The sequence below is a fragment of the Natrinema salaciae genome, from assembly GCF_900110865.1.
GTDB classification, from domain to species: Archaea; Halobacteriota; Halobacteria; order Halobacteriales; family Natrialbaceae; genus Natrinema; species Natrinema salaciae.
The window spans coordinates 618,626-630,778 of the sequence record NZ_FOFD01000003.1; the positions used below are offsets into that span (position 1 = coordinate 618,626).

The following is a 12,153-nucleotide window of genomic DNA, read 5'->3' on the forward strand; positions in this document are numbered from 1 at the left end:
TCTCTTGTCAGTCAAATAGTTTCGAGTCGAAAAGCGCGAGTTCGGTAGTATTATATATGGGTGGGAAGCACACACCAGTATGCCTGAGAGTGGCTCAGTCGAATTGTTATGGTTATTCGGGCCGTTCGCTGTGTATCTGGTACTGCTCGCCGTGTACTACGTCTGGGAAGGAAAGAGAGAACGACAGCTCCGACGGCGCTACGAGGGGGAGAACCATGGCAACTGACGGGCTCGCCGGGTCGGCCGGTGCGTGGGTCCTCGGAACGTTCGCCGTGTACCTCCTCTTCCTCCTCGGGATCGGACTGTACTCCTCCCGACTCATGGACACCGTCGACGATTACGTCATCGGGGGTCGGAGCGTCGGCCCCGTCGTCACGGGCTTTTCCGAACGCGCCTCCGAGATGAGCGGCTGGCTCACGCTGGGGGTTCCAAGCGATGCGTTCGGCACCGGCGTCATGGCGTTTTATAATGGCCTCGGGATGATCCCCGCCGACCTGTTCGCGTGGGCCGGCCTCGCGAAGCGACTCCGGAAGTATACGGAAGTCGTGAAAGCGGTCACGTTGCCGACGTTCTTCGAGACGCGTCTGCAGGACGATACCGGATACGTCAAAGGCGTCTCCGCGTTCGTGTTGATGATCTTCGAGGGCGGCTACGTGGGTGCACAGATCGTTGCCGCCGGGACGCTGCTGGAGGTCCTCACCGGCGTCTCGTCGTTGGTCGGAATCCTTGCGGGCGGCGTCATCGTCGTCGGCTACACCATGCTTGGTGGCTACTTCGCCGTCGCGTGGTCGGACTACTTCCAGGGCGCGATCATCCTGATCGCGTTCATCATACTGCCGGTGTTGGCGTTTACCAGCTACGGACTGCCGTTCGAGGACCTCGAGTCCATCGGGAGTTCCTACACGAGCGTCACGGCCGGCATGACTGGCTGGGCGGCCATCTTCGGGATCATCAGTTACGCCGCGATCGGGCTCGGCATCCCCGGGAACCCGCACGTGATGGTCCGGTTCATGGGCATCGACGAGGTCAAAAACGTGCGCCTCGCCGCACTCGTCGCGCAACTGTTCATGTTCATCGCGTACATCGGGGCCGGGTTCGTCGGTCTGTACGCGCTCGTCGTCTTCGGTCAAAGCGGGATCGAAGACCCGAACAACGTTATGCCGCTGCTCACGCTCGAGTTCTTCCCCGGTGCGATCGCGGGGATCATTCTGGCGGCCGCACTGGCAGCGATGATGTCCAGCGCCGACTCGCAACTGCTCGTCGCGACGAGCGCCATCGTCGAGGACGTCTACCACGGGTACGTCAATCCGGACGCGAGTCAGGAGTCACTGGTTCGATACTCACAGTTCGTCACGCTCGGGCTCGGTGGGGCGAGCATCGTCTTCGCGTACATCGCACAGAACACTCCCATCTACACGCTCGTCCTTGATTACGCCTGGGGCGGACTCGGAGCGGCCATCGGCCCGACGCTCATCGCCTCGCTGTGGTGGAAGCGGGTGTCTGCCGCCGGCTCCGTCGCGAGCATGATCGTCGGCACCGCGACGATGTTCCTGTGGACCCAGCTCTCGACCGTCCTCGAACTCCTCGGACTCATGGGTGCAGTCGACGGATCGGCGTTCCTCACCGGGCTCGTCGGCGTGTACGGATTGTTCCCGGCGTTTATCCTCTCGACGACGACGCTCATCGCCGTCTCCCTGCTCACGAGGCCGCCGGAGGGCGTCGACGACCACTTCGACACCTTCGACAAACCGCTGTCGGCGCTCTCGAGCGACGACGGTCCGACCGGCACTCCCGAGTACGTCACCGACGGTGGGCGCGACGTCGAGCCGAAGGCGATCACGGAGACCGACAACATCCGCGCCCACGTCGCGGCCAGCGACTACTGGGAGACGGGTGACGAATAGATGAGCGACGCGCGCCGACGCGGCGTCGAGTCGGTGACGCGCGACCGACAGCACCGGGAACGGGCGGAGCTGACCGTTATCGAACCGACGGTGACCCGCGCGGATGTCGTTTCGACCGGCCGCGTCGGTGCGGTCGCGTATCCCTACCGGGTCGTGGACGCTGTCGCGACGATCGAGCGGCCGCTGCTCTCGGACCGCGACATCGAATACGTCGTCAGCGTCGACCGCTCCCGTCGGCTCGCCGTCCGAGCCGACGTGGTCCCCGAAACCGTCACGAGGACCCTCGAGGACGTGCTCGTCGTCCCCGCCGCCCTCTCGGCGGACCATGCCCTCGAGAAGGCGGAAGACGCCGTATTCAAGTGGACGCTCCGGAAGGTCGCAGTCGGCTCCGCGCCGACGATCACGTTCGAGCAGTCGGTCGACGCCCACAAGCTGTTCTGGATCGCGTCTCGGCCCGACGGCGACGTCATCGTCGACAGCGTTCGCGGCACCGAGACGCCGCTGACGGACTGACGGCCGCGAGCGCTCGGTTCGCTACCGGCCCTCGACACCGCGCGTCGGATCCCGGAGCCGCGTGGCGAAACCGCAGTCGCGCGAGCGATACCAGTACGTGCCTCGTGATGGGTACGTCACCCTCGTAGCGGCGGCGAACCGATATTATGTCAGATGTAGATCTATGACCTACATTCAACATGAATCGTCCTCGACGCCGTTCGGCGGCCGACTGCTCGAGGGGAGAGCACCACGGAGTCGAACCCGGCCTCGAGTCGCCTGAGCGGTCGGAGGGCGGCGGCAGCAGGACGGAAATCGGTCGCCGTCGCGGTGGCGGCGACGCTGCGTCGGTTGGCCCGGCGTCCGTGAGCCACAGCGGACGAAATCAGGTCCGGCCCAGTCGGTGGAAGCGACGATTTCGCGTGTACTGGGCGTGTGAGTTCCGTTGATGGCGACTTTGTCCGAACGATGCTGTCGTCGAGAAGCCGCCGCCCCCGCTGCTCTCTCCGCTGGAAAATCGGCTACGATATAATATAAAAGATCTGGGGTGTCCGGGAACTTCTATGATAACGTATTCGAACTACGATGCTCACCGTGTGATCGCCGACGACCGCCCCGTCGGACCTATCATACGGTCCCCTGTCCCGCTGTACCGGTACAACCGCGACCGATCGTGTGGTTGCACCGTCACTGACAGTAGTTCGTATCAGATCTCGGCGGCCGGCTCCGGCAGATCGTACGTGACTCCCGTCAGTTCCCTCGAGACGGTCCACAGCCGACGGGCCGTCTCCTCGTCGTAGGAGCGATCCGAGGAGGCCTGTCGCTCGGGCGTCCCGCGCATGTTCTTGAACCCGCCGGGGCCGTAGTACGCGCCGCCCTCGGCCTCGGGCGCGGTCGCGGCGTACAGCGTCGGCAGCGCGCCCATCTCGGCCGACTGTGCGGCCACCGTGTTCATGAGTCGCATCGCCGCCATTCGAAGCCGGCTACCGCTCTGTTCCGGGCCGCGGAACTGCAACCGCGTGTTCGCGTAGCCCGGGTGGACCGCCATGCTCTCGGCGTTCGCGTCGGCGGTGAGGAATCGCCGCTCGAGTTCGTACGCGAACAGCACGTTCGCAAGCTTCGACTGGGCGTACGCGTCCCACTTGTCGTACGACTCCTCGCCCTGGAGGTCGTCGAAGTCGATCTCGCCCCGTTCGTGGACGCCGCTCGAGACGGTGACGACCCGCGCCGGCTCCCCGTCGGCGGTCGCCAGATTCTCGAGCACCAGTCCGGTCAGCGCGAAGTGGCCGAGGTGGTTGACGCCGAACTGCGTCTCGAATCCGTCTTCGGTTTCGGATCGCGGAATCGCCATGACGCCCGCGTTGTTGATCAGCACGTCGAGTTCCTCGTCGCCGAGGTCCGCCGCGACGGCGCGAACGGACTCGAGGCTCCCCAGATCGCACTCCGCCACGCGAAGCTCGGCGTCGGGAACGTCGTCGCGAACGTCCGCGGCTGCGTCCTCGCCGCGCTCGACGCTTCGGCAGGCCATGCGTACGGTCGCGCCGTTGCGCGCGAGTTCGCGGGTCGCCTCGAGACCGATGCCACTGTTCGCGCCCGTGATGAGAACGGTACGACCCCGCTGGTCGGGAACGTCGTCGGCTGTCCAGCCCATACCGACGCTACGGCGTCAGCGCCCTAAAGGACCGCTGCTGGCTCGACGCGCGATCACCGCTCACCGTCGTGGGAGTCGGGCAGCGTGACGGTGAACGTCGCCCCCTCGCCGGGCTCGGAGTCGACCCAGATATCGCCGCCGTGGCGTTCGACGATGCGCTCGCAGAGCGCGAGGCCGATGCCCGTCCCCTCGTACTTCTCGCGGCTGTGGAGCCGGTCGAAGATGGTGAACACCCGGTCTTGATCGTCGGGATCGATCCCGATCCCCTCGTCGCGAACCGAGATCGTCCACTCGTCGCCCCGTCGCTCGGCCCCGACGTGAACTCGCGGCGGCTCGTCGCCGCTGTAGGTGATCGCGTTCGACAGCAGGTTCTGGAGCACCTGTCGGAGCTGGCTCGCGTCGCCCTCGACGCGTGGGAGGTCCTCGACCGTGAGTTCGGCGTCGGTCTCCTCGAGCTGGAGCTGGAGGTCCTCGCGGACGGCCTCGAAGACGGCCTCGAGGTCCACGGGTTCGAACGGCTCGCCCCGCGTTTCGACGCGGGAGTACTCGAGGAGGCCGTCGATCATCTCGCGCATGCGTTCCGCGCCGTCGACGGCGAACGTGAGGAACTCCCGTCCGTCCTCGTCGAAGGCGTCGCCGTACCGCCGCTCGAGCAGCTGGAGGTAGCTGGTGACCATCCGCAGGGGCTCTTGCAGGTCGTGGGAGGCCGCGTAGGCGAACTGTTCGAGGCGCTCGTTGGACGCCTCGAGCTTGCGCTGGTACTCCCGGCGCTCCGTGACGTCCTGGACGACGACCATGCCGGCGAAGATCTCGTCGTCGCCGTTTCGAACCGGCAGCGTGTGGGCGTGCAGGTGACGGTTGTACCGCTCGAGTTCGAAGGCGTTCGTCTCCCCCTCGAGCGCGGCGTGGAAGTACGGCTCGATCTCGTCGGCCAGCTCGTCCGGGAGGACGTCGCCGATGCGGTTTCCGACTCGGTCTTCCGTGGCCACGCCGACTTCGTCGAGTAGCTGCCCGCCGACGGCCGTGTACTCCAGGGTCTCGTCGAACAGTCCCACTGCACCCTCGGGGAAGTTCTCGACGAGCGTTCGGTACCGGCGCTCGCTCTCGGCGAGCCGTCGCTGCGATTCGCGGCGCTCGGTGATATCGGTGAGGGTAACGACGCCCCGGATCACGTCGCCGTCGGCGTCGCGTACCGGCATCCCCTTCGCGCTGACGATCCGCCGTTCGCCGTCGGCGGCTTCGATCTCGAAGACGTTCGGTTCCGTGAGTTCCTCGCCGTCCAGCACGCGGGCTAGCATCGTCTCGTCCGGACCGACTGGATCGCCCGAGCCGGCCCGTCGAATCGGATACCGCTCGGACTCCGCGACGGAATCGGCGTCGAACACGTCACCGCCCCAGATCTCGGTGGCCGTATCGTTCGCCTCGACCAGCCGTCCGTCGGCGTCGGCGACCACGACGCCGACCGGGAGGATCTCGAACAGCGTCTGCAGCTGTTCCGCGCTCCGTCGGCGCTCCAGTTCGGCCCGTTTGCGCTCCGTGATGTCGGTGAGCGCCCCCGGGAACGTGATCGGCTCCCCGTCGCCGTCGCACTCGACGCGACCGCGCGCGACGACCCACCGGATTTCGCCGTCGGCGTTCCGGACGCGATACTCCGCCTCGTACTCGCGACAGGCGTCGACCGCGGCCTCGATCTCGTCGACGACGCGCTCGCGGTCGTCCTCGTGGATAGCGTCGACGAAGCGATCGAGCGAGACCCCCGCTCGAGCCGCGTCGGGGTCCACCCCGAACGTCCTGGCGAACGACGGACCGACGACCATCTCGTCGTCTCGAACGTCCCACTCCCAGGTCCCGACGGCGCCGGCCTCCGTCGCCGCCTCGAGCTGGGACTTCGCGTTGCGAAGTTCGCGCTCGCGTTCCGTCTGCTCGGTGATGTCCTGGGACATCCCCAGCGCGGCGAACACCTCGCCATCGTCGTCGCGGACCGGAACGATTCGGACGTCGTAGACGCGGTCCCCGCTCGTCAGTTCGAACGAGCTGGTCTCGCCCGCGAGCGCGGCCTCGTAGCGGGGGACGAGCGGGTCCGCTAGCGACGGCGGGAGGGCCTCCCGGACCGGTTCGCCCTCGAGGTCCGCGGTCGTCGCATTGGCGTCCTCGAGGGGGCTCCCGCCCACCGTCCGATAGTGCAGGTCGTCGTCGACGAGCGTGACGGCTCCGTTCGGGAAGTGTTCCACCAGCGTCCGGTAGCGGTGCTCGGACACCTCGAGGTCCCGCTCGCGCTGTTTGCGTTCGGTTACGTCGCGAAAGTAGACCGACAGCCCCGTTTCCGAGGGATAGGCGCGGACCTCGAACCACGCGTCGAGCGGTTCGGGGTAGTACGCCTCGAAGGAGACGGTCTCCTGATGGTGTATCGCCCGTTCGTACTCCGGTTTGAACTTTTGCTCGGCCGCCGCGGGAAACACGTCCCAGATGCGCTCGCCGACCAGCGTCCGTGCCTCGGGGTTGATCAGCTCGTGTGCTCGATCGTTCATGTAGGTGAACCGCCACTCCTCGTCGAGCGCGAAGAACGCGTCCGAGATGCGGCCGTACACCTCCTCGATCGCGGCGCGTTGCCGCTCGCCCTCGACGGCCGCGGCGATGACGTCCGTGACGCGCCGAACGAAGTCGACGTCGGCCTCGGTAATCGTTCGCCGATCGGTCGCGTACGTCTCGAGGACGCCCCACGGCTCGTCGCTCGTCTCGACGGGGACGCTGACGCCGCTGACGAGCTCGAGGTCGGTGCGGGACGCGGGGCCGACGATCCGATCGTCGGCCCGCAGGTCGTCGACGACGATCGGCTCCCCGTCGCGATGGGGCGTCCTGGATTGCGAGTCGCGGCCCACCGGTGCGGTCGTGTTCCCGATACGCTCTTCCGTACAGCCGACACCCGCTCTGAACACCCCGTCGTTCTCGTCCGTTGCTCGCTCGATGACGGCGCAGTACTCGGTGTCCAGCGTTTCGGCGACGGCCGTCGTCGCGTCGTCACAGAGTTGATCGAGATCGGTGGTTGTCAGCGCCCGTTGGCTGAGTTCGGTGACGACCTCCTGTCGGCGGAGTCGTGCGTGGAGATCGGCATCGGTAGGCGAAGACGCTCCCATTCGGCGGCAGCTAGTAGCGCCGTCGATAAAACGTCTCGGTCGGTCGCGGCACCGATCCGCCAGCCGTCGCCGACCGATCGCTGCTCGTCGCTGCTCGTCGCTACTCGTCGTCGATGGAGACCGACTCGAGGACGACGGCTTCCGTCGGTCGGTCGCTGGCGTCGGTTTCGACGCTGCCGATCTCGCGGACGACCGCCATTCCGTCGGTGACGGTTCCGAAGACGGCGTGGCGGTCGTCGAGGTGGGGCTGGGGTGCGAGCGTGACGAAAAACTGCGAGCCGTTGGTGTCGGGGCCGGAGTTGGCCATGCTCAGGATGCCCTCGTCGTCGTGGCGCAGTTCGTCGTGGAACTCGTCGTCGAACCGATAGCCGGGGCCGCCGCGACCGGTGCCCGTCGGGTCCCCGGTCTGGATCATGAAGTCCTCGATGACGCGGTGAAAGGCGACGTCGTCGTACAGCGGCTCGCCCTCGACCGCCTCGCCGGTTTCGGGATCGATCCACGTTTGCTCGCCCGTGGCCAACCCGACGAAGTTGTCGACGGTCCGCGGCGCGCGGTCGTCGTAGAGTTCGACCTCGACGTCGCCCTCGCTCGTGTGGAGTGTCGCCGTCGTCCGTTCGTTCGCAGCCCCGGCCGTAGCCGAACTGCTTGCGTCGGACTCCGCGCTTTCCGCCGTCCCGTCCGAGCCGTCGCTCGTGCAGCCGGCGAGAAGGAGTCCGAAACCGGTGCCGATTCCAGCCAGTAGCGTCCGTCGATAGCGGGTGATACCGTCCTTGCGTCCGGCGTCGAAATAACGATATCGGGTTTCTCGTCGGTAAACGGTGACCGATCACGCCGCTCGAGCGAGAACCGCCGAGAAACAGCCCGTGACCCCGTCGGGGTCCGGCCGGCCGACGATTACTCGTAGTCGACGGAGACCGATTCGAGGACGATGTCCTCGTTCGGCTGATCGTTGGCGTCGGTCTCGACGCTACCGATTTCGTGGACGACGTCCATCCCGTCGGTAACTTTCCCGAAGACGGCGTGGCGGTCGTCGAGGTGGGGCTGGGGCGCGAGCGTGATGAAGAACTGTGAGCCGTTGGTGTCGGGGCCGGAGTTGGCCATGCTCAGGATGCCCTCGTCGTCGTGGCGCAGTTCGTCGTGGAACTCGTCGTCGAACTGGTAGCCGGGGCCGCCGCGACCGGTCTCGGTCGGGTCGCCGCCCTGGATCATGAAGTCCTCGATGACGCGGTGAAAGGCGACGTCGTCGTACAGCGGCTCGCCCTCGACCTCCTCGCCGGTTTCGGGGTCGGTCCAGGTCTTGCCGCCCGTGGCCAACCCGACGAAGTTGTCGACGGTCCGCGGTGCGCGGTCGTCGTAGAGTTCGACATCGATGTCGCCACGGTTCGTGTGCAGGGTCGCAGTAACGTCTCCCATATCCGCCGGAACGACCGGACGCGTGAAAACGGTAGTGGTCTCGCGCCGCGAGCGGTGGCGCTGCTCGCCCCGGTACCGAGTGTGACGGCGTCGAACATCGGTAGCCGGCCGCAGGTACATACCGACGGACGTGGAACGAGGGTGCATGAGCGAGGGCACGCACACGGCAGAACAGGTGACGCTCGCACGGCTGCCGTCGGGTGTGGAACTGACGACGACGGTCCACACCTATCGCGGCGACGAGCTGGGACCGACGCTGTACGTGCAGGCGGCCCAGCACGGCCGCGAGATCAACGGCACCGAGGTCCTCCGGCGGTTCCACGAACGCCTGCCGCTCGAGTCGCTTTCCGGAACGGTGATCGCCGTTCCCGTCGCGAACCCGCTGACGTTCGATCGCGTCTCCTACACGACGCCGGAGCAACTCGACAGCGTCAATCCCAACATGAACCGGATCTGGCCGGGCGACAGCGACGGCACCCTCCACCAGCGCATGGCCGCTCGCCTCTGGGAGTCGGTCACGGCGGCCGACGCCCTCGTCGACCTCCACACCGGCAGTCCCGATATGCTGCCCCACGTCGTCTACCGCGAGGACGACACCCGCTCTCGCCGTCTCGCCGAAGCCTTCGGTAGCGAGCTCCTGCTGTCCGAACGAGCCGACGAGGACGCCCCCGACGAGTGGCACCGACGCGGGTTCGCGGGCAAGCTTCGCGTCGCCGCCGCCGAAGCGGAGGTCCCGTCGATCACGCCCGAACTCGCCCACAACAAACAGATCCTCGAGGACGTCGTCGCGGACGGCGTCGAGGGACTACTCGACGTGTGCCGGTACCTCGAGTTGCTCCCCGGCGACGTCCCCGAGCGCGACCAGACCGTCGCCAGAAACCACCTCGGGCAGGTCACCGCCGACGACTCCGGGCTCTTTCGGCCGAGCCCGTCCCTCGAGGTCGGCGACTCGATTACGGCGGGGACGCCGATCGGGACGGTCTACCATCCGACCAGTTACGAACCGCTGCACGAGGCGCGTGCGGACCGACACGGGCTCCTCTACGCGCTCACGCGCGAAGCGACCGTAACCGCGGGTGACCAGCTCGCGAGCGTCGCGGAGGTTCGCGAGCCGTAACTACTGCATTCGCGCGTCGTCCCGCGGTGGTCAGTACATCACCTTGCCGGCCGAGACGTTGATGTCCTGCCCGGTGATCCGGTCCGCCCGATCCGAACAGAGGAACCCGACGAGTCCGGCGACGTCCTCGCGCTGGACGAGTTCGCCCCGGGGACTGTCCGCCTGTGCATCGCCGCGTACCGCCTCGGACGTCCGGTCCGTCGCCTCGGCCTGCCGCTCGAAGACGCGCTGGATACGCGGCCCGTCGACCGACCCTGGGCAGATCGCGTTGACGTTGATATCGTGTGCGCCCACTTCAGCGGCGAGCGTACGGGTGAAGCCGATCAATCCCATTTTCGACGTCGCATACGGTGTTCGGTTGGCGAGCGGGCGCTTGCCGGTGACAGATGCGACGTTGACGATTCGACCGTAGCCGTCGGCTTTCATGTGCGGCAGTACCGACCGACACATCGCGAACGGCCCGGTCAGGTTGACCGCCATCGTCGCGTCCCAGTCGTCGGTCTCGACGTCCTCACAGGGTGCCGTCGGCCCGGCGATCCCCGCGTTGTTCACCAGCACGTCGATCGTCTCGAACTCCTCGACGGCTGCGTCGACTGTCGACTCGATGGTGGCTACGTCACTGAGGTCGGTGTGCAGCGGCCGACCGACCTGCCCCTCGGCCTCGACCAGTTCCGCCGTCTCGTCCATCCCCGCGTCGTCGATATCCGCGATGACGATATCGCAGTCGCGACTGGCCAACTCGAGGCAGATCTGTCGTCCGATTCCGCCACCGCCACCCGTGACGATCGCCGTGCTATCGTGAGTCACGTCCTCTGCATGACCGGTTCGCGGCAAAAACCTTCGTTCGGGATCGTCGACACGACGGTGGACGGATCGGTCGCGCTCGCTCGACCGTCGGTTCTCGCCGCGTCGAGTCGTGAACCCGCGATCAGCAGGTCGAGAACCCGCCGTCGACGACCAGCCCGTGGCCGCTGACGAACGAGGACTCGTCGCTCGCGAGGAACAGGATCGCGTTCGCGATCTCCTCGGGTTCGCCAAGCCGTTTGAGCGGGTACTCCGCCGCCATCTCCTCCCGTGCCGCCTCGGGGTCGTCCTGTTGCTCGAGGAAACCCTCGAGCATCTGCGTATCGGTGAAGCCGGGACAGACGGCGTTGGCGCGGACGCCGTAGGGGCCCGCTTCGGCGGCGATGGTCCGGGTCATGTTCAAGACGGCGGCCTTGGTCGTCGAGTAGGCGGCCTGCTTGGGGAGGCCGAGGAGGCTCGCCAGCGAGCCAACGTTGACGATCGCGCCCGACCCCTGCTCTTTCATGTGCGGGAGGGCGGCGTGACAGCCGTTCCAGACGCCCTTGATGTTGATGTCGATGACGAAGTCCCGGATCTCGTCGTCCAGTTCCTCCAGGCTGCCGCCGGGGTGGCCGGTGCCGGCGTTGTTGACCATCACGTCCAGGCCGTGGTCGTCGGCGACCGCGTCGACGACCGCGTGGAACTGGTCGCTGTCGGTAACGTCGAGTTCGTGGAACGCGGCCTCGCCGCCGGATTCCTCGATGGTCTCGGCGACCGCCCGGCCGCCCTCGGTGTCGACGTCGGTGACGATAACGCGCGCTCCCGCTTCGGCGCAGCGCTCGGCGGTCGCCCGCCCGATTCCCGACGCCGCACCCGTGATCACTACCGTCTCGTTCTCGAGTCGCATAGATCCGTCATCGGTCGCGACCTACATAAATTCGTTCATTATTTATCGTCTCGTTTGCGGTGCTGTTTACGAAATCGCCGGCCGGACTGAACAGTGGTAACTTCGCCCTCGCGCTCCGGCTCCCGTTCTGGTTTCGACCGCCTCCGTCCTCTCCCGAATCTCGAGTGGCCAGCGATCGCATCCCCATGTCCTAAATATACAGATATGTTCAGATAATAGGTAATTGGGATGATGGATGAGCTGCGTTCGTCCTCGGGTGGGAGTCGTCGCCTCGTCCGTTCGGCCGACGAACCGTCGCTGCGGAACGACAATCGACCGGACTCGAGGTCGTCTCCCGAACTGTCGCGTCGAACCCACTCCCGGTGGACACGGCCCAGAAGCAGAGCAGGACGTTCTATGGATGGCCAGCGGTATCTCCCCACCCGTCGTCGGTGATTTCGACGTGGTTTCGGTGCGGTTCCTCCGTCCAATTCCCGCTGCGGCCAGTCCCCGGTTTCAGCTCGCTCCCGAACCTCGAGATTCTCGACGGCGGTACCACGGAATCTGTCAATACCGGGTTCGACTACATATCTGCTTTATTAGGGTATACAAAAAATACCACTTTAGATACATCACGCGGATCGGGTTCGGTGACCTCGGTGAACAGCAGCCAGTGCGAATCGGTCGCTCGGTCGGTTGCCGTCCCGGTCGGTTCGCCTTTCGCTCCGCGAGACGCGGTCGACGTCGGTCCGCGACGCGCGTTAGGATTACGG

10 protein-coding genes are annotated in these 12,153 nt (G+C 66.3%); 4 read left to right on the forward strand and 6 right to left on the reverse strand.

Features of this window, described 5'->3' with window-relative positions:
• The first annotated feature begins 79 nt into the window (after positions 1–79).
• From BMX07_RS24465 to BMX07_RS12360, 3 genes are read left to right on the forward strand one after another with little or no spacing between them, the layout of a single operon-like run.
• On the forward strand, positions 80–226 hold the full coding sequence (locus BMX07_RS24465) for a hypothetical protein (RefSeq protein ID WP_175480136.1): 147 nt from the start codon (positions 80–82) through the stop codon (positions 224–226).
• On the forward strand, positions 216–1,904 hold the full coding sequence (locus tag BMX07_RS12355) for a sodium/proline symporter (protein ID WP_090618189.1): 1,689 nt from the start codon (positions 216–218) through the stop codon (positions 1,902–1,904). Before BMX07_RS24465 ends, BMX07_RS12355 begins: the two co-directional genes overlap by 11 nt.
• Positions 1,905–2,417, forward strand: a complete 513-nt coding sequence (locus tag BMX07_RS12360; RefSeq protein ID WP_090618190.1) for a hypothetical protein — start codon at positions 1,905–1,907, stop codon at positions 2,415–2,417.
• 685 nt (positions 2,418–3,102) lie between these two features.
• On the opposite strand, the gene BMX07_RS12365 is transcribed toward BMX07_RS12360, so the two are convergent.
• The 4 genes from BMX07_RS12365 to BMX07_RS12380 form a co-directional block, all read right to left on the reverse strand.
• Positions 3,103–4,047: an oxidoreductase gene (locus BMX07_RS12365; RefSeq protein WP_090618191.1), complete on the reverse strand. Its 945-nt coding sequence runs from the start codon at positions 4,045–4,047 to the stop codon at positions 3,103–3,105.
• A gap of 53 nt (positions 4,048–4,100) precedes the next feature.
• A complete protein-coding gene (locus BMX07_RS12370; protein WP_090618192.1) occupies positions 4,101–7,181 on the reverse strand; it encodes a PAS domain-containing protein in 3,081 nt (1,026 codons plus the stop codon).
• Between the two features lie 100 nt (positions 7,182–7,281).
• Positions 7,282–7,911: a peptidylprolyl isomerase gene (locus BMX07_RS12375; protein ID WP_090618193.1), complete on the reverse strand. Its 630-nt coding sequence runs from the start codon at positions 7,909–7,911 to the stop codon at positions 7,282–7,284.
• Positions 7,912–8,075: 164 nt separating this feature from the next.
• A complete protein-coding gene (locus BMX07_RS12380; RefSeq protein ID WP_090618194.1) occupies positions 8,076–8,594 on the reverse strand; it encodes a peptidylprolyl isomerase in 519 nt (172 codons plus the stop codon).
• 145 nt (positions 8,595–8,739) lie between these two features.
• Here BMX07_RS12380 and BMX07_RS12385 point away from each other — a divergent pair, with 145 nt between their 5' ends.
• Positions 8,740–9,711, forward strand: a complete 972-nt coding sequence (locus BMX07_RS12385; protein ID WP_090618195.1) for a succinylglutamate desuccinylase/aspartoacylase family protein — start codon at positions 8,740–8,742, stop codon at positions 9,709–9,711.
• 30 nt (positions 9,712–9,741) lie between these two features.
• Here the strand turns inward: BMX07_RS12385 and BMX07_RS12390 are convergent, their stop codons facing one another.
• Positions 9,742–10,518 (reverse strand): SDR family NAD(P)-dependent oxidoreductase, encoded by a 777-nt coding sequence (locus BMX07_RS12390; RefSeq protein ID WP_217643683.1) that lies wholly within the window; start codon positions 10,516–10,518, stop codon positions 9,742–9,744.
• A gap of 121 nt (positions 10,519–10,639) precedes the next feature.
• A complete protein-coding gene (locus tag BMX07_RS12395) occupies positions 10,640–11,401 on the reverse strand; it encodes an SDR family NAD(P)-dependent oxidoreductase (protein ID WP_090618196.1) in 762 nt (253 codons plus the stop codon).
• Positions 11,402–12,153: the final 752 nt, after the last annotated feature.